This window comes from Pseudolactococcus insecticola, from assembly GCF_011170065.1.
GTDB classification, from domain to species: Bacteria; Bacillota; Bacilli; order Lactobacillales; family Streptococcaceae; genus Pseudolactococcus; species Pseudolactococcus insecticola.
The window spans coordinates 27,729-44,299 of record NZ_BLLH01000008.1; the positions used below are offsets into that span (position 1 = coordinate 27,729).

Annotated in this window: 18 protein-coding genes and 1 other annotated feature; of the genes, 16 read left to right on the top strand and 2 right to left on the bottom strand. The window is 44.2% G+C overall.

Annotated elements, in window-relative coordinates; all coding sequences use genetic code 11:
- Positions 1-125 precede the first annotated feature (125 nt).
- Positions 126-1,205, bottom strand: a complete 1,080-nt coding sequence (gene pepA / locus Hs20B_RS07245) for a glutamyl aminopeptidase (protein ID WP_172357075.1) — start codon at positions 1,203-1,205, stop codon at positions 126-128.
- Between the two features lie 62 nt (positions 1,206-1,267).
- Here pepA and Hs20B_RS07250 point away from each other — a divergent pair, with 62 nt between their 5' ends.
- From Hs20B_RS07250 to pepT, 13 genes are all read left to right on the top strand, one after another.
- On the top strand, positions 1,268-1,549 hold the full coding sequence (locus Hs20B_RS07250; RefSeq protein ID WP_172357077.1) for a hypothetical protein: 282 nt from the start codon (positions 1,268-1,270) through the stop codon (positions 1,547-1,549).
- Positions 1,550-1,551: 2 nt separating this feature from the next.
- Entirely contained in the window at positions 1,552-1,872 is a 321-nt protein-coding gene (locus tag Hs20B_RS07255; RefSeq protein ID WP_172357079.1) for a thioredoxin family protein, read from the top strand.
- Positions 1,869-2,507: a YtpR family tRNA-binding protein gene (ytpR, locus tag Hs20B_RS07260; RefSeq protein ID WP_172357081.1), complete on the top strand. Its 639-nt coding sequence runs from the start codon at positions 1,869-1,871 to the stop codon at positions 2,505-2,507. Before Hs20B_RS07255 ends, ytpR begins: the two co-directional genes overlap by 4 nt.
- Positions 2,508-2,559: 52 nt before the next feature.
- Positions 2,560-2,955 carry a single-stranded DNA-binding protein gene (locus Hs20B_RS07265; RefSeq protein ID WP_172357083.1) on the top strand — a complete coding sequence of 132 codons (396 nt, stop codon included), beginning with the start codon at positions 2,560-2,562 and terminating at the stop codon, positions 2,953-2,955.
- 125 nt (positions 2,956-3,080) lie between these two features.
- A complete protein-coding gene (groES, locus tag Hs20B_RS07270) occupies positions 3,081-3,365 on the top strand; it encodes a co-chaperone GroES (RefSeq protein WP_172357085.1) in 285 nt (94 codons plus the stop codon).
- 67 nt (positions 3,366-3,432) lie between these two features.
- Entirely contained in the window at positions 3,433-5,061 is a 1,629-nt protein-coding gene (gene groL, locus Hs20B_RS07275; protein WP_172357087.1) for a chaperonin GroEL, read from the top strand.
- 63 nt (positions 5,062-5,124) lie between these two features.
- A complete protein-coding gene (locus Hs20B_RS07280) occupies positions 5,125-5,721 on the top strand; it encodes a DNA-3-methyladenine glycosylase I (protein ID WP_172357089.1) in 597 nt (198 codons plus the stop codon).
- A 190-nt stretch (positions 5,722-5,911) separates the two neighbouring features.
- Positions 5,912-7,204, top strand: a complete 1,293-nt coding sequence (locus tag Hs20B_RS07285; RefSeq protein WP_172357091.1) for an adenylosuccinate synthase — start codon at positions 5,912-5,914, stop codon at positions 7,202-7,204.
- Between the two features lie 126 nt (positions 7,205-7,330).
- Positions 7,331-9,871 (top strand): M1 family metallopeptidase, encoded by a 2,541-nt coding sequence (locus tag Hs20B_RS07290; RefSeq protein WP_172357093.1) that lies wholly within the window; start codon positions 7,331-7,333, stop codon positions 9,869-9,871.
- Between the two features lie 37 nt (positions 9,872-9,908).
- Positions 9,909-9,983 (top strand) — a sequence feature (ribosomal protein L21 leader region).
- Positions 9,984-10,002: 19 nt separating this feature from the next.
- Positions 10,003-10,314 carry a 50S ribosomal protein L21 gene (gene rplU / locus Hs20B_RS07295; RefSeq protein ID WP_172357095.1) on the top strand — a complete coding sequence of 104 codons (312 nt, stop codon included), beginning with the start codon at positions 10,003-10,005 and terminating at the stop codon, positions 10,312-10,314.
- A 6-nt stretch (positions 10,315-10,320) separates the two neighbouring features.
- The gene (locus tag Hs20B_RS07300; RefSeq protein WP_172357097.1) at positions 10,321-10,653 is read left to right on the top strand and encodes a ribosomal-processing cysteine protease Prp; all 333 of its coding nucleotides are present in this window, start codon (positions 10,321-10,323) and stop codon (positions 10,651-10,653) included.
- A gap of 22 nt (positions 10,654-10,675) precedes the next feature.
- Entirely contained in the window at positions 10,676-10,975 is a 300-nt protein-coding gene (gene rpmA, locus Hs20B_RS07305) for a 50S ribosomal protein L27 (protein WP_172357099.1), read from the top strand.
- Between the two features lie 102 nt (positions 10,976-11,077).
- Positions 11,078-12,313, top strand: a complete 1,236-nt coding sequence (gene pepT, locus Hs20B_RS07310) for a peptidase T (protein WP_172357101.1) — start codon at positions 11,078-11,080, stop codon at positions 12,311-12,313.
- 44 nt (positions 12,314-12,357) lie between these two features.
- On the opposite strand, the gene Hs20B_RS07315 is transcribed toward pepT, so the two are convergent.
- On the bottom strand, positions 12,358-12,792 hold the full coding sequence (locus Hs20B_RS07315) for a universal stress protein (protein ID WP_172357103.1): 435 nt from the start codon (positions 12,790-12,792) through the stop codon (positions 12,358-12,360).
- Between the two features lie 179 nt (positions 12,793-12,971).
- Between Hs20B_RS07315 and Hs20B_RS07320 the strand changes: the two genes are divergently transcribed.
- From Hs20B_RS07320 to Hs20B_RS07330, 3 genes are all read left to right on the top strand, one after another.
- Positions 12,972-13,259: a hypothetical protein gene (locus Hs20B_RS07320; RefSeq protein ID WP_172357105.1), complete on the top strand. Its 288-nt coding sequence runs from the start codon at positions 12,972-12,974 to the stop codon at positions 13,257-13,259.
- Positions 13,260-13,312: 53 nt separating this feature from the next.
- Positions 13,313-15,358: a cation:proton antiporter gene (locus Hs20B_RS07325; RefSeq protein WP_172357107.1), complete on the top strand. Its 2,046-nt coding sequence runs from the start codon at positions 13,313-13,315 to the stop codon at positions 15,356-15,358.
- 63 nt (positions 15,359-15,421) lie between these two features.
- Complete coding sequence (locus Hs20B_RS07330; protein WP_172357109.1) at positions 15,422-16,564, top strand: cysteine desulfurase family protein; 1,143 nt, start codon at positions 15,422-15,424, stop codon at positions 16,562-16,564.
- The last annotated feature ends 7 nt before the right edge of the window (positions 16,565-16,571 follow it).

Sequence of the window (16,571 nt, forward strand, 5' to 3'; positions counted from 1 at the left end):
TTGTTTATTAAATTCAAAATCTTCTTGGCATTTGAAACAGATACGCAATAGCAGGGGCTATCAAAAAATATTAAAAATTAACAAAAAATTGTACTTTTAGTCATTGAATCAGAAAATACGCACACTCAGTACTTCAAAATCTCATCAACAGTTCCGCGGTCCAAGGTTGTCACGATTTCTCGTAAAAAGGCTTGGGCGGTGTCAAAGTCTTCTAGGGAGAAGAGGGTTTGGTGGCTGTGGATGTATCTGGCGCAGACGCCGATTGTGGTGGATGGGATGCCTGCGTTTTTGAGGTGGGCGGCACCAGCGTCTGTACCACCTTTTGAGACGTAGTATTGATACTTGACGCCAGCAGTTTCTGCGGTATCAAGCAAGAAATCGCGCATGTTTGGTAGCATGATATGACCGGGGTCGAAAATCCGCAGAAGTGTTCCGTTGCCAATGTGACCATCAGCACTTGCGTCAAATGTATCTTGGGCGGGTGAGCAGTCGACTGCGAAAAAGAGTTCAGGATCAAACTTAGTTGTTGAGACGTGGGCACCGCGCAAGCCGACTTCTTCTTGGACATTTGCACCTGCGATAAGGGTGTTTGGCAGATGTGTGTTTGTGCTCGTTAGGTGCTCAAGTAGCTCAGTTACCATGAGGCAGCCGTAGCGGTTATCCCAAGATTTGCTGATGACGTTTTTTTGGTTGGCAGTGAGGATGGTTTGTGTTTCGGGGACGATGATGGCGCCAGGATGTACGTCATAGCGCTCGGCCTCAGCACGATCTGCAAAGCCTGCGTCAAAAATGATATCCTCGACTTTTGGCATGGCTGGGGTGCCACCTGCTGCTCGCAAAAGATGCGGCGGGATGCCGCCTGTAATCACTGGAAGTTTGCTGCCATTTCTCGTAAACAAAGTAAAGCGCTGAGCCGAGATGACAAGCGGATTCCAGCCGCCGAGCGGGACGACGCGCAGGGTGCCGTCAGGTTTGATCGTGCTGACCATGAAGCCGACTTCGTCCATGTGGGCAGCCACCATTATGCGTGGGGCATTCGTGTCGGCATTTTCTTTGATGCCAAAAATCCCGCCTAGGCCGTCAGTTTCTACGTGGTCGACGTGAGGCGTGATTTTGTTGCGCATGAAGTCGCGCATGGGTTGCTCAAATCCTGATGTGGCTTGGATTTCGGTGATTTCCTTGATTTTATCAAATGTAATGGTCATGTTTTCTCCAAAATAGTAAGTCTTTCTTTTATGATACCAAAAAATATGGTAAAATGGTCAATATGAGAAAAATTTTGAAACTTGGGATCGGGGCGTTTGCGGGCATTTCGGCTGTGACAAGCGCGGGTGCGATCTACCAAAAACGTAAGGATAAGAATCTGCGCAAGCTTTTGGCATTGGCAAAACAGCATTTTATGTTTGATGATGTGCTTGCGAGCTGGCTTCTTGAGGAGCCTAGCTTTTCACACGTTCATGAGGGCGGACTTGTTCGTGCAGACGGACAGGCTGTGGCTTTTGAGATTGATGCGGATACTTTAAAAATTGTTGAGAAAATGGAGAACTAAAAATGATTATTCCTAAAACTGTTGAAGAATTGGCGAGCTATGTAGAGACTGGTAAAAATGTCTTCTTTTTCACGGCGGGCTGGTGTGGCGATTGTTCGTTTATCAAGCCGTCTATGCCTGAGATTGAGGCGGCACATCCGGATTATAACTTTGTCGAGGTGGATCGTGATGAATTTCTAGATGTCGCTGTTGAGTGGGGCATCATGGGGATTCCTAGTTTTGTCGTGATTGAAGATGGCAAGGAAACAGGCCGTTTGGTCAATAAACTGCGCAAAACAAAAGAAGAAGTTAATAGCTTTTTGACAGGAGTAGCAGCAAAATGATTGCGATTTATAATACACATTTGAACGATGTTTTGATGCTGATTGTCGCAGATAATCAAGGACAAAAGCTCGCTGCGACACGTGTTTCTGATGTTACGAAAATCGTACGCGCTGATACTGGGGCGACTGTAGCTTGGAATTTTTTTGACGCTTCAAAAAAGCTTACTATTTCTGGCAATGGTCAAGTGGTCTTGTCAGATGCTGATGTGGCTAAGCTGAACGCTAAAATTGCGGCAGCTGGCTTTTCTGACGTCTTGGTCAATGATGTGACGCCTAAGTTTGTGGTGGGGGAAATCGTCGCTTTAGAAGCGCATCCTGACTCTGACCACTTAAATATCGCGCTGGTCAAGGTTTCTGACGATGCTTCTGATGACAATAGCGTGATTCAAATCGTTGCGGGTGCACCCAATGCGCGTCTTGGGCTGAAAACAATTGTTGTTTTACCTGGTGCTATGATGCCTAGCGGTGCGCTGATTTTCGCAGGGCAACTGCGCGGTATAGATAGTTTTGGGATGATGGCAAGTCCGCGTGAACTTGCTTTGCCAAATGCGCCACAAAGACGTGGCATCATCGAGCTTCCAGCAGATGCTGTTGTGGGTGCTGCATTTGATTCGGCGAAACATTGGCAAAAATAAAATAAGCAAAATCCTCCTTTTTTACGTATGAGTAGATAGGAGGATTTTTCTTATGATGAATAAAAGTATGTTAATCGGGCGCGTGACAGCGACGCCTGAGCTGCGCAAGACGCCAAATGATAAATCAGTGGTACGCTTGACGCTGGCTGTTAATCGGCAGTTTAAGAACGCTGATGGCAGCCGTGATGCGGACTTTATCTCGGTGGTAATCTGGGGGAAACCTGCTGAGTTGTTTGTGTCTTATGCGAAAAAAGGGAGCTTGATCTCGGTAGAAGGTGAGATTCGCAGCAGGCGATATGAAGACAAAGCTAGCGTGACGCACTATGTCACGGAGATTTTGTGCAGCCAGTTTAACCTGTTAGAAAGCAGGGCTGCTGTCGCTTTGCGGGAAAATAATTTTGATACGGTAGTTGACGTGGCGCTTGAGGCTGAGGATTTGCCATTTTGAGAAAATAGCATCTGATGAGATGAGTAAAAATCCTTGACTATTTCTGACCAAATGAGTATAATAAGAGTGTTAGCACTCGAACACATAGAGTGCCAAAAATTAAACTTAATTGGAGGCTTACCAAAATGTTGAAACCATTAGGTGATCGTATTGTTTTACGTGTTAAAAAAGAAGAAGAGAAGTCTGTCGGTGGCATCGTCCTTGCGACAAGTGCCCAAGAAAAGCCCTCAACGGCGGAAGTTGTTGCAGTTGGTGAAGGCGCACGCAGTCACCACGGTCAAGTCATCGCACCAGCTGTTGCAGTTGGTGATGTTGTCGTCTTTGAAAAATTTGCCGGCACTGAAATTAAAGACGGTTCTGACGAACTGTTGATTGTACGTGAAGGCGATATTTTAGCCATTGTAGACTAAAATAAAATAACCGTAAATACGATGTGATAAATCATTTGTAAATTTTATACTTATGGAGGCAAGAAAAGTGTCAAAAGAAATTAAATTTTCATCAGATGCGCGTGCTGCAATGGTGCGTGGAGTTGACGTATTAGCAGATACAGTCAAAGTAACTTTGGGACCAAAGGGTCGAAATGTTGTACTTGAAAAATCATTTGGCTCACCATTGATCACAAATGATGGTGTGACAATCGCAAAAGAAATCGAACTTGAAGATCATTTTGAAAATATGGGGGCAAAACTCGTTAGTGAAGTTGCCTCAAAAACAAATGATATTGCAGGGGACGGGACGACAACAGCGACAGTTCTGACGCAAGCTATTGTTCGTGAAGGACTGAAAAATGTGACAGCAGGTGCAAATCCAATCGGTATTCGCCGTGGGATTGAAACGTCAGTTGCGACGGCAGTTGATGCACTCAAAGCGATTGCTATTCCAGTTTCTGGAAAAGAAGCAATTGCGCAGGTTGCAGCCGTGTCTAGCCGTTCTGAAAAGGTCGGTGAGTACATCTCAGAAGCCATGGAAAAAGTTGGCAATGATGGCGTCATCACCATTGAAGAGTCAAAAGGTATGGAAACTGAGCTTGATGTCGTTGAAGGTATGCAGTTTGACCGTGGTTACTTGTCTCAGTACATGGTGACTGACAATGAAAAAATGGTCGCTGATCTGGATAATCCCTACATCCTCATCACAGATAAAAAGATTTCAAATATTCAAGACGTCCTGCCTTTGTTGGAGCAAATCTTGCAACAAAACCGTCCGCTTTTAATCATTGCTGATGATGTTGATGGAGAAGCATTACCAACGCTTGTGCTAAATAAAATCCGTGGTACTTTCAACGTTGTCGCAGTGAAGGCGCCAGGATTTGGCGATCGTCGTAAGGCTATGCTTGAAGATATTGCCATTTTGACAGGTGGGACAGTGATCACTGAGGATCTTGGGCTTGAGCTCAAAGATGCCACAGTTGAATCGCTTGGCCAAGCAAGTAAAGTAACTGTTGACAAGGATACGACAACCATTGTTGAAGGTGCCGGAAATAAAGACACCATCAACAATCGAACGGCTGTCATCAAGTCTCAAATCGAGCAAACGACATCTGACTTTGATCGTGAAAAACTGCAAGAACGCTTGGCGAAACTCTCTGGTGGTGTTGCGGTGATCAAGGTTGGTGCTGCGACTGAAACTGAGCTAAAAGAGATGAAACTTCGTATCGAAGATGCGCTCAACGCGACACGTGCTGCGGTTGAAGAAGGGATTGTTGCGGGTGGTGGAACTGCGCTTGTCAATGTCATCGCAAAAGTCGCTGAAGTTGAAGCTACGGGAGATGAGCTGACAGGACGTAACATCGTCTTGCGTGCGCTTGAAGAACCCGTTCGTCAAATCGCTAAAAATGCTGGTTTTGAAGGGTCTGTCGTGATTGATAAGCTCAAAAAATCTGATAATGGTACTGGCTTTAATGCAGCAACAGGTGAGTGGGTCGATATGATAGAAACAGGTATCATTGATCCCGTCAAAGTAACACGTTCAGCGCTTCAAAATGCTGCGAGTGTTGCAAGCTTGATCTTGACAACTGAAGCTGTCGTGGCTAATAAACCAGAACCTGAAGCACCTGCTATGCCTGATATGAATGGCATGGGCGGTATGCCAGGGATGATGTAAAAAATGTATATCAATCAATAAAAGGCTGGCTGAAAAGTCAGTCTTTTATGCTATACTAAATCTATGGAAAATGAGAAACGAATCAAAAAACAACGTTGTACCTGGTCGGAGTCGTCAGAAAGCATGGTGCATTATCATGATACCTACTGGGGTCTGCCCGTGCATGATGATCAGGAATTGTTTGCCAAGTTGTCGCTCGATTTGATGCAGGCGGGATTATCTTGGCAGACAGTGTTAAACAAAACAGAGGCTTTTTATGTGGCTTTTGACGACTTTGAGATTGGCAAAGTCGCGCAATACGATGATCTGAAATTTGCCGAATTGATTGAAAACGTAGGTATCATCAGAAATAAGATGAAGATTCGAGCCATCATCAACAATGCAAGCAGGGTTCAGGAAATTCAGCAAACATTTGGAAGCTTTGACGACTATATCTGGCAATTTGTAACTGGTCAGACGGTTGTGCAACAGCCACTTAAAAATGGCTTTCTGACGAGAAATACCTTGTCTGACGACCTGTCAAAAGATCTCAAAAAACGAGGCTTCAAATTTGTTGGTACTACGATTATCTTTGCCTATTTACAGGCAATCGGTGTGCTTGATGACCATGAAGAGACATGTTTTAGAAAGTCAGAGTTAGCCCAGCTTCGTGATAAATAATCTGCTTTTTTCCGAACTTTAGGACAAGATTTATCAGAAAAAATTCGAGAGTTATGGCAATACATGCGTAGATTTGCTATAATAAAAGTGTTGCAGAAATGCAAGTTAATGGTCATTGCTATCTTTGTGGAAATGACGTCAGTGCAAGAAGAAAAAAGATTAAGACAAAGTGCTTATTCAAGGAGAAAATATGTCATCAGTAGTAGTTGTTGGTACCCAGTGGGGAGATGAAGGTAAGGGGAAAATCACGGATTTTCTCAGTGAAAATGCGGAAGTTATCGCGCGTTATCAAGGTGGTGATAATGCTGGCCATACCATCGTCATCGACGGAACCAAGTATAAATTGCACTTGATTCCATCAGGGATTTTCTATCCTGAAAAAATTTCTGTTATTGGAAATGGCGTCGTGGTCAATCCTAAATCACTGGTTAAAGAGCTGGCTTATCTGCATGAAGCGGGAATTACAACTGAAAACTTGCGTATTTCTGACCGTGCGCACGTGATTTTGCCTTATCACATCAAGCTGGATCAACTCCAGGAAGATGCGAAAGGTGATAATAAAATCGGGACAACGATCAAGGGAATCGGCCCAGCCTATATGGACAAGGCTGCGCGTGTTGGAATTCGGATTGCAGACCTACTTGACAAAGACATCTTTGCTGAACGTTTGCAAACAAACCTTGCGCTTAAAAATCGTGAATTTGAAAAAATGTACGAATGCGCACGCATGGATTTCCAAGATATTTTCAACGAATACTATGAATACGGGCAACAAATCAAAAAATATGTCACAGATACGTCTGTTATCCTAAACGACGCACTGGATGCCGGAAAACGTGTCCTTTTTGAAGGGGCGCAAGGCGTGATGCTCGATATTGACCAAGGGACCTATCCATATGTGACGAGTTCAAACCCTGTCGCAGGCGGCGTAACGATTGGTTCAGGCGTTGGACCGTCGAAAATCAATAAAGTTGTCGGCGTTTGTAAAGCCTATACCTCTCGTGTTGGTGACGGACCGTTTCCGACGGAGTTAGATGATGAGATTGGTCATCAAATCCGCGAAGTTGGTCACGAATATGGCACGACTACAGGGCGTCCGCGTCGTGTGGGCTGGTTTGACTCCGTTGTCATGCGTCACTCACGTCGTGTGTCTGGTCTGACGAATCTCTCGCTGAACTCGATTGATGTTCTGACGGGGCTTGATGAGGTTAAGATTTGTGTTGCCTACGACCTTGACGGAGAACGCATTGATTACTATCCTGCAAGCCTTGAAAAGCTTAAACGCTGCAAACCTATTTATGAAACATTGCCAGGTTGGTCAGAAGACATCACAGCAGTTCGTCATTTGGATGAATTGCCTGAGACTGCTAAAAACTACGTTCGTCGGGTGTCAGAGCTTGTCGGTGTGAAAATCTCAACATTTTCAGTTGGTCCAGATCGCGACCAAACAAACGTTTTAGAAAGCGTTTGGGGCATTTTGTAAAAAATCAGCTAAAACAGTTCAAAAAGGACTGTTTTTGTGCTATATCAAGGTGTTGGTGATATTTTTTTGCTATAATATAAACAAGCAATAAATTTTTGTCCAAAATAATAAAACGGAGTGTGAAAAATGAGCGAATTCAAACATTTGTATGAAGATTTCAAACCAGAACATTACAAGATATTTGTGGATGTCAATCGTGACACGAAAACATTTAGCGGTGAAGTGAGTGTGACGGGTCAAGCTCTTGTGACTGACCTTGCTTTTCATCAGAAAGATCTCGTGATATCAAGTGTTTTAGTTGATGGCGTTTCAGTACCATTTACACAAGACGCTGAAAATGAGACAGTGAACTTTTCAATCGCAGCAGCTGGCAAGATCACATTTGACTTTAGCTATACAGCTGCTCTGACGGATAATATGACAGGGATTTATCCGTCTTACTACGAAGTTGATGGTGTCAAAAAACAATTGGTCGGTACGCAGTTTGAGACGCATTTTGCCCGTCAAGCTTTCCCGTCTATTGATGAACCTGAAGCCAAAGCCACATTTGACTTGGCAGTTAAGTTCGATGAAAAAGATGGCGAAACAATCATTGCCAATATGCCTGAAATTTCAAACGTTGACGGCGTGCATACTTTTGATACGACAGTTAAAATGTCGTCATACCTGCTTGCCTTTGTCTTTGGCGATTTGCAGTCAAAACTTGCTGAGACTAAAAATGGGACAAAAGTTGGCGTTTTCGCAACCAAAGCACACAAGCCAGCTGCGCTTGATTTTCCGCTTGATGTTGCGGTTCGTGTGATTGAGTTTTACGAAGATTATTTCAAAGTCAAGTATCCTTTGCCACATTCTTGGCACATTGGCTTGCCAGACTTTTCGGCGGGGGCGATGGAAAACTGGGGCGCCATCACTTATCGTGAGGTAGCGCTGCTTGCAGATCCAGATAACTCGACGCTTGAAAGCCGTCAGTACGTCGCCTTGGTCGTGGCGCATGAGCTTGCGCACCAATGGTTTGGTGATTTGGTGACCATGCAATGGTGGGATGATCTGTGGCTCAACGAGTCCTTTGCCAACATGATGGAGTACGTGGCGGTCGACGGCATCGAGCCTGACTGGCATATCTGGGAGCAGTTTTCTGTGGCTGAGGCGACGCTCGCGCTCAATCGGGATGCGATTGACGGCGTGCAGTCGGTTCACGTGGCGGTCAATCACCCCGACGAAATCAATACGCTCTTTGACGGCGCCATTGTCTATGCAAAAGGCGCGCGCCTTATGGTGATGCTGCGCAAATGGTTGGGAGACACGGACTTTTCAGCAGGCCTCCATGCTTACTTTGAAGCGCATCAGTACGGCAATACCGTAGGAAACGACCTCTGGGAAGCTTTGTCTGCAACGTCAGGACGTGATGTCTCAGCCTTTATGACGTCGTGGTTAGAACAGCCAGGTTATCCAGTCTTGCGCGTGTCGGTTGAAAACAACGAACTTGTCTTGCGACAAGAACAGTTCTTTACTGGTGAGGGCAAGGATCAAGGCCGTTTGTGGCAAATTCCACTCAATACTAACTGGACTGGACTGCCAGACGTTCTGTCTGAAGCGGAAATCCGCCTGCCAGACTTTGACAAATTAGCCGCTGCAAACGCAGGAAAACCTCTGCTATTTAATGCCGAAAATGCAGCGCATTACCTAGTCAAGTATTCTGATGAGCTGTCAGAATCAGTCTTGTCAGATATCCAAAAATTTGACGCAATCACAAAAGTACAACTGATTCAGTCAGCTCTCAAATTGGCAGAAGGTGGTTTGTCAGACTACGCAGAACTGGTCAAACTGTTAGCGCAGCTTGACAACGAGTCATCAAATGTGGTCAATATTGCCATGTCACAAGCATTTAATGCGCTTAAAGTTTTCATTGATGAAAACACGGCATCTGAAAAACAGTTCCAACAATTTGTCGGACAAGTTTTTGCTAAACAATATACGCGTTTGGGTTGGGAAAAAATTGCAGGCGAGTCATTTAACGATGAACAGCTGCGTGCATTGCCTATCAAATGGGAAGTCTACGCTGAAAATCCAGATGCGCTTTCAAAATCGGCAGATTTATTTGCGAAACATGCATCAGATATTCACAGCATTCCTGCTGACATTCGCCCTGTTGTCATCAAAAATCAGATCGTCACACAGGAAACAGATGCGCTTGTCAAAGCCTACTTTGCTGCCTATGCGACAACGACTGACCAGACTTTTCAACGTGAGCTGAATCTCGCTGTTTCAAGCACTAAAAAGCCTGAAACGGTTGACTACATCATCGCGCAATATCGCAATACCGATCTGGTTAAGCCACAAGACCTGCGTTTTTGGTTTGCTAGCTTGATCTCACGTGATTTTTCTCAGGCAAAAGCCTTTGACTGGATCCGCGATAACTGGGACTGGGTACAAGAAAAACTTGGCGGCGACATGGCGTCAGGTGATTTTATCAAGATTATTGGCGGGCAATTTGATACGCCTGAAAAATTAGCAGCATTCACAACATTCACAGATGTTTTCAAAGATGAGCCAGCATTTAAGCGCCTTGTTGAGATGGCGAAAACGCAAATCACAAGCAAAATCGCACTTCTAGCAACGCAAAAAGAAAAAGTGGTTCAAGCTATTGCAAAAGTAGTCGAAGTTTGATATAATAATAACGTTGTCTTTGTGAGTTTCATAGCTTTCAAGAGTACAACCGCACGAAAACTGGTTTAAGTACTTGAAAAAGTCACCATTTTAGGCGAGTCTAACACAAAATATAAGGAGGAAACACGCAAATGACTTATGCAATCGTAAAAACTGGCGGGAAACAAGTCAAAGTTGAAGTTGGTCAAGCTATCTACGTTGAAAAATTGGACGTTGAAGCAGGACAAACGGTTACTTTTGATGAAGTAGTACTTGTTGGCGGCGAAAAAACTGTTATCGGTGCACCGTTTGTATCTGGTGCAACTGTTGTCGCAGAAGTTGAGAAACAAGGTAAGCAAAAGAAAGTTGTCACTTTCAAATACAAACCTAAAAAACACTCACACCGTAAACAAGGTCACCGTCAACCGTATACAAAAGTTGTCATCAAAGAAATCAACGCTTAATCAGACATGATCAAAGCGAAATTTCTTGAAAACTCGGCGCATGAGTTGAGGTCTGTAGAGATTTCAGGGCATGCAGCGAGTGGTGAGTATGGTTATGATGTCGTCTGTGCTGCAGTTAGTGCGCTGTCTATCTCGTTTTATAACGGGGTTGAGAGCATTGCTGGCTACGAGATGACGCTTGATGTAGCTGATGGTTACATGAAAGTCATCGACTTAGATGATGTCAAGCCAGATCAAAAAGAAAAAAGTCAGATTCTCTTTTTAGGGTTTCTGAACGCCATGCAAAATGTTGCTGAGAATAATCCTCAATATGTTGAGACAGAGCTCAGTGATAGCTAAATAAATCAAGGAGGAAAAAAATATGTTGAAATTAACACTTGATAATCTTCAATTGTTCGCCCACAAAAAAGGTGGTGGTTCGACTTCCAATGGTCGTGATTCACAATCTAAACGTCTCGGTTCTAAAGCTGCTGATGGACAAACTGTGACTGGCGGATCAATCCTTTACCGTCAACGTGGTACAAAAATTCACCCAGGTGAAAATGTTGGCCGTGGTGGTGACGATACACTTTTCGCAAAAGTTGAAGGCGTAGTAAAATTCGAACGTTTCGGCCGCGACAAGAAAAAAGTATCTGTTTATCCAGTTGCTAAAAAAGCATAATTGCTAAAAAAGTCTGACTTTGGTTGGGCTTTTTTTGTTTATAACGTTTAGTACATGATATGTTAAAATAGAGTCAGCAAATAAAATATAAAAGAGGAAAAAATGACATACGATAAACTAAAATCACGTTTTATGGACTACGTTCGCATCAATACGCGTTCTGACGAGACATCAGAGACAGTGCCGACAACGCAATCACAGGTAGATTTTGCAGCAAAACTTGCAGATGAATTAAGCGCTATCGGCGTACAAAACGTCCACTATCTGGCCTCAAATGGTTATGTCGTTGGCACGATTCCAGCAACAACAACAAAAAATGTTGCAAAAATCGGGTTTATCGCTCACATGGACACGGCTGATTTTAATGCTGAGGGTGTGAATCCGCAGGTGATTTCAGATTATGACGGTAAGGCGATTGCACTTGGTGAGAGTGGTTACGTGCTTGATCCCAAAGATTTTCCAAATCTAACTAGCTATCTTGGTCAGACTTTGATCACGACCGATGGGACAACACTTTTGGGTTCTGATGATAAGTCAGGGATTGCTGAGATTATGACAGCGGCGGATTATTTGCTGTCACATCCAGAGATTGCACACGGCGAGATTCGCATCGGTTTTGGGCCTGACGAGGAGATTGGGACAGGGGCAGATCTATTTGACGTGGCTGACTTTGACGTTGACTTTGCTTATACAGTTGATGGTGGGCCGCTCGGTGAACTCGAGTACGAGACGTTTAATGCAGCGGGAGCGACGATTAACATTTCTGGGCGCAATGTTCACCCAGGAACTGCCAAAGATCAGATGATCAATGCCTTGCAGCTGGCGATTGATTTGCATGACAGCTTGCCTGAAGCTGCTCGCCCTGAAATAACAGACAAGCGTGATGGTTTTTATCACTTGACAAATCTTGCAGGCACGCCTGAAGAGGCTGTGATGAGCTATATCATTCGCGACCACGATCGTGCGACGTTTGAGGAAATGAAGCGCGAGTTGACACGGATTGTATCAGAGCTAAATGCGAGATTTCCAGAGAGCGATGTCCCCCGTATCAAGCTCACGCTCAAAGACCAGTACTATAACATGGCAGAAATCATCGAAAAAGACATGACGCCTGTGATACTAGCCGAAACAGCGATGAAAAATGTCGGTATCACACCGAAAATCGAACCTGTACGTGGTGGAACGGACGGCTCGAAAATCTCGTTTATGGGGATTCCCACGCCAAATATTTTTGCAGGGGGTGAAAACATGCATGGCAGATTTGAGTTTGTTAGTCTGGAGACCATGGCAAAAGCGGTTGATACGATTCTTGAGATTGTAACGTTGAATGCAAAATAAAAAAATCAGGGCTTGTTATTAAGTCCTGATTTTCATTTTTAGTTTTATCGCACAATCAAGGTATCGCACTTGGCATGTGTAACAATGTATTGTGCGACGGATCCGATAAATAGGCGCTCGATATAGCTTAGGCCGGTTGCACCAATCATGAGTAGATCGACTTTTTCTTCGTCAGGAATGGTGGTTGCCATCATGACTTTTGGTGCACCAAATTCGACGCGGGTACGGACATTGTCAAGTCCCGCAGCACGTGCTTCTTCTGCAAAGTCTGCGACGAGATTTTCCGCACCTTTTTTCGTATCTTCAGCGACCATTGTGTCATAAGTTGAGATGCTTTGGAAGGCACGCAAGTCGATGACGTTGACGAGTAAGAGCTCGGCGTCGTTGCGCTTTGCAACGGCAACGGCTTTATCAAAGGCATTGGCAGACTCAACAGACCCGTCAATCCCCACCATAATTTTTTTATATTCTTGAAGCATAAGCTTTTCCTCCATTTTCTATGATGAACACTTTTTCCTTATACTTTAATTATATTCTCATTTCTGTTAAAAGTAAAAGGATAACTATTTTCAAGCGGGAAATAAGTGTGAATTAAGACAAGAGAAATTTTCAGTAAAATATGCTATAATAGGCGTTATAAATCAAATGGAGATGTAAGATGAAAAAGATGTCTGATGATGCCTACGAGAAGAAAATTCAGCATATGCGTGAGTTGTATTTGGAAAATCATGACAAGAGCGAACTTTCGGCACATATGGTTGCGAAGTTGTCGTTTTTGGATCATTTTCGTAGTCGCGAAAATCAGAAAGCGCGTTTGCGCCGTCAACTGTCAGAGCTTGAAATCAAGCGTTGTAGAGCGACATTAGATCGAAAATCTTCTCAAAAATTTGAGCAAAAATTGGCCATGAAAAAAGCTTTGTTCAAGAGATTATTGGACGAAAAATAAGCTTTTACTCGTTAAGTGATTTGCTTAGCAGGTGAAAAAGGAGGGCAAAAAACTTGATACATACTGTGTTTTACGTGATTATCTTTTTCGCGTCTCTGATTATTTCAAATGTCATCAATAAAGTGTTTCCAAAAATCCCCTTGCCTCTGATTCAGGTTGTTTTCGGCCTAGTTTTAGGCGCCATGGGTGCTGGAAATGTGTTGCGGTTGAATCCGGAGCTTTTCCTTGCTTTTATCATTGGGCCTTTGCTTTTTCGTGAAGGTGAAGAGGCGGATATTAGAGGGATTATCAAGCATGGACGCACGGTGGTTTTACTGGTTTTTCCGGTTGTTTTTATCACGACGATTATTGTCGGTGTGATCGGGCATAACTTTTACAGTGCGGTGCCGATTGCGGCCTGTTTTGCACTCGGTGCCAGTCTTGGACCGACTGATGCCGTCGCCGTTAGCTCCTTGTCTGAGCGTTTTGAGTTTCCAAAGCGGATTACCGCTGTGCTAAAAGGCGAAGGCCTGCTCAATGATGCGTCAGGCATCATCGCCTTTCAGTTTGCGATTTTAGCTCTGACGACAGGAAAGTTTTCGCTTAAAGATGCGGCTGTTGGACTTGCCATTTCGGCTGTCGGTGGTGCTGCAATCGGGTTTGTCGTTGCTTTTGCTAACCGACTGGTTTTGTCACTTATGGAAGATGTCGCCGCGCAAGACGTGACAGGCTACCTTATGCTTGAGTTGATCATGCCGCTCCTTGCCTTTTTCCTAGCTGAAGAACTCCATGTTTCAGGGATTATCGCGGTTGTCGTCGCTGGGGTCATGCAGGCGAGTGGTTTTAAAAAAATCACACTCTTTGATGCCCAAGTTGAAAATCTTTCTAAAACGATTTGGGGAACAGTTTCTTTTGTCTTGAACTCGATTGTCTTTTTGTTTTTAGGGATCGAGTTGCAGCGGATTGCGACACCGATTATCCGCAATGCTTATTATGATAATTTCCGCTTGTTTCTGACGGTGATTGCGCTTGTTGCGACTTTATTTATTGTGCGTTATGTAGTTCTTAGCCTTTATTACGCCTTTATCGCTAAAAAACGTGGACAGAAATTTAGCCGCTATGTTGATGATATTTTATTACTGACTTTTTCAGGTGTCAAAGGGACAGTGTCAATTGCGACAATCTTGCTTTTGCCGCAGGCAGTTGCACAGAAATATTCGCTCTTGATTTTCCTTGCGGCGTCGGTCACAGTTGTGAGCTTTCTGACGGGAATCTTGGTGCTACCGATTATTGCACCAGCAAAAGAAGAAAAAATAGATAATGTGGCGAAAATCGCGATTCTGACGGACGTTGTTGCTGCCCTAGAAAAGGAGTCTGCGGCGGTGAAAAACCGTCTGGGCTACATTGCGACGATCGACAACTATCAGGCGCGGATACAAAAGCTGATCATCGGTCAGGAGTCTGCCACCATGACCTCGGAGTTCAATGCGCTACAGCTTTTGGTTTTGCGACTGGAAAATGAGGGGCTGGAAACCGCTTTCAGAAATAATCAGATCACCTTGAAAACTTATCGAATCTATCAGCGCTATCTAAAAGAGCTTGAACGCTCAATTGTTCACAGGTTTGTGTCAAGTTTTGCCTTTGCCTTTGCCATCTTCTTGCGCGCTGTTCGGCTAGTTTTGAGCAATATCTTACATCTCAATCTGAATTTCAATCAGAAAAATGTCAAAAAATTGGTCGGGGATTCAAAAAGCGAAATCCGAGATTTATATTTCAGCAATACTGCTATTATCATGGATGCTTTGGAAAATCTGGAAGGCATTTATAATGCTGATCTGATCAATTATCTGCAGTCAGAACGTCTGCGGACGTCAGAACAGGTGGCAAGTGGTGGCTTTATCAACCGTATTATCAGTAAAGCGCGACCAAATAACCTAGACGAGATGATGCGTGGCTACTATCTTGAGCGCAAATTTATTTTTGAATATGAGGCAGAAGGTATTTTGACTGCGCGTCAGGCAAAAACCATGCGCCGCACGGTTAATGCGTTAGAAGATTATTCGATGAATGAAAACCACTCCAACTTGCTATACGACTTTTTGGAGTATCAAGCCAAATAAACTGCGGAGACGCAGTTTTATATTGAGGGCGTGTTCTTAACGACACGTATCACAGGAGAAAAAATGATTTACTTTGATAACTCGGCGACAACCGCTATTTATCCCGAAGTTTTAAAAACTTATACCGACGTTGCGACAAAAATCATGGGCAATCCGTCTAGTTTACACAATCTAGGCACGGTCGCTGAGCGCATGCTTGAGGCGTCGCGCAAGCAAATTGCCGAGTTGCTCGGCAAATCAGCATCGGAAATTTACTTTACCTCAGGCGGCACAGAAGGGGATAACTGGGTCATAAAAGGCGTGGCTTTTGAGAAAAAGGTCTACGGCAATCATATCATCGTATCTGCTGTTGAGCATCCGGCGGTCAAAGAATCGGCAAATTGGCTTGCGACACAGGGATTTGACGTGGATTTTGCACCAGTCGATGAGAAGGGCTTTGTCAAGCTTGATGCGCTTTCAGCACTCATCAGAAAAGACACGATTTTGGTGTCTGTCATGGCCGTCAACAATGAAATCGGTGCGATTCAGCCGATTCGTCAGATTGGTGAACTCTTAGCTGACAAACCGACGATTTCTTTTCATGTGGATGCTGTTCAGGCGATTGGCAAGATACCACTGGCTGATTTTCTGCCAGAACGTGTTGATTTCGCAACATTTTCATCCCACAAATTTCACGGACCACGTGGAGTTGGTATCGTCTATGTCAAAAAAGGAAAAAAATTGCAGCCGTTATTATCAGGCGGCGGTCAGGAGCGTGATATGCGCTCGACCACGGAAAATGTGGCGGGTATTGCAGCAGCAGCCAAGGCATTGCGTATGACGTTAGAACGCTCGCAAGCTAATCTGACGAAACTTGCAGCGATGAAACAAGTGATACTTGATGCGCTTGCGGCATTTTCTGACGTCATCGTCTTTACAAAAACGGACGATTTTGCGCCTAATATCATCACCTTTGGTATCAAAGGTGTGCGTGGTGAGGTGGTTGTGCATGGTTTTGAAGAACATGAGCTTTATATTTCAACGACAAGCGCCTGCTCGTCTAAGGCTGGCCTTGCGTCAAGCACACTCGTTGCCATGAATGTTGCACCGAAATTTGCAACGTCAGCGGTCAGAATTTCACTCGATGAAAGTAATAACATGGCAGAAATCGAACAGTTTTTAACCATTTTCAAACAGTTACACGCAAAATTTCAAAAAATACAGTAATCAAGGC

Bases quoted from the DNA above. Each gene is read 5' to 3' on its own strand.
- pepA (WP_172357075.1), bottom strand. From the start codon at position 1,205: ATGACCATTACATTTGATAAAATCAAGGAAATCACCGAAATCCAAGCC.
- Hs20B_RS07250 (WP_172357077.1), top strand. From the start codon at position 1,268: ATGAGAAAAATTTTGAAACTTGGGATCGGGGCGTTTGCGGGCATTTCG.
- Hs20B_RS07255 (WP_172357079.1), top strand. From the start codon at position 1,552: ATGATTATTCCTAAAACTGTTGAAGAATTGGCGAGCTATGTAGAGACT.
- ytpR (WP_172357081.1), top strand. From the start codon at position 1,869: ATGATTGCGATTTATAATACACATTTGAACGATGTTTTGATGCTGATT.
- Hs20B_RS07265 (WP_172357083.1), top strand. From the start codon at position 2,560: ATGATGAATAAAAGTATGTTAATCGGGCGCGTGACAGCGACGCCTGAG.
- groES (WP_172357085.1), top strand. From the start codon at position 3,081: ATGTTGAAACCATTAGGTGATCGTATTGTTTTACGTGTTAAAAAAGAA.
- Hs20B_RS07280 (WP_172357089.1), top strand. From the start codon at position 5,125: ATGGAAAATGAGAAACGAATCAAAAAACAACGTTGTACCTGGTCGGAG.
- Hs20B_RS07285 (WP_172357091.1), top strand. From the start codon at position 5,912: ATGTCATCAGTAGTAGTTGTTGGTACCCAGTGGGGAGATGAAGGTAAG.
- Hs20B_RS07290 (WP_172357093.1), top strand. From the start codon at position 7,331: ATGAGCGAATTCAAACATTTGTATGAAGATTTCAAACCAGAACATTAC.
- rplU (WP_172357095.1), top strand. From the start codon at position 10,003: ATGACTTATGCAATCGTAAAAACTGGCGGGAAACAAGTCAAAGTTGAA.
- Hs20B_RS07300 (WP_172357097.1), top strand. From the start codon at position 10,321: ATGATCAAAGCGAAATTTCTTGAAAACTCGGCGCATGAGTTGAGGTCT.
- rpmA (WP_172357099.1), top strand. From the start codon at position 10,676: ATGTTGAAATTAACACTTGATAATCTTCAATTGTTCGCCCACAAAAAA.
- pepT (WP_172357101.1), top strand. From the start codon at position 11,078: ATGACATACGATAAACTAAAATCACGTTTTATGGACTACGTTCGCATC.
- Hs20B_RS07315 (WP_172357103.1), bottom strand. From the start codon at position 12,792: ATGCTTCAAGAATATAAAAAAATTATGGTGGGGATTGACGGGTCTGTT.
- Hs20B_RS07320 (WP_172357105.1), top strand. From the start codon at position 12,972: ATGAAAAAGATGTCTGATGATGCCTACGAGAAGAAAATTCAGCATATG.
- Hs20B_RS07330 (WP_172357109.1), top strand. From the start codon at position 15,422: ATGATTTACTTTGATAACTCGGCGACAACCGCTATTTATCCCGAAGTT.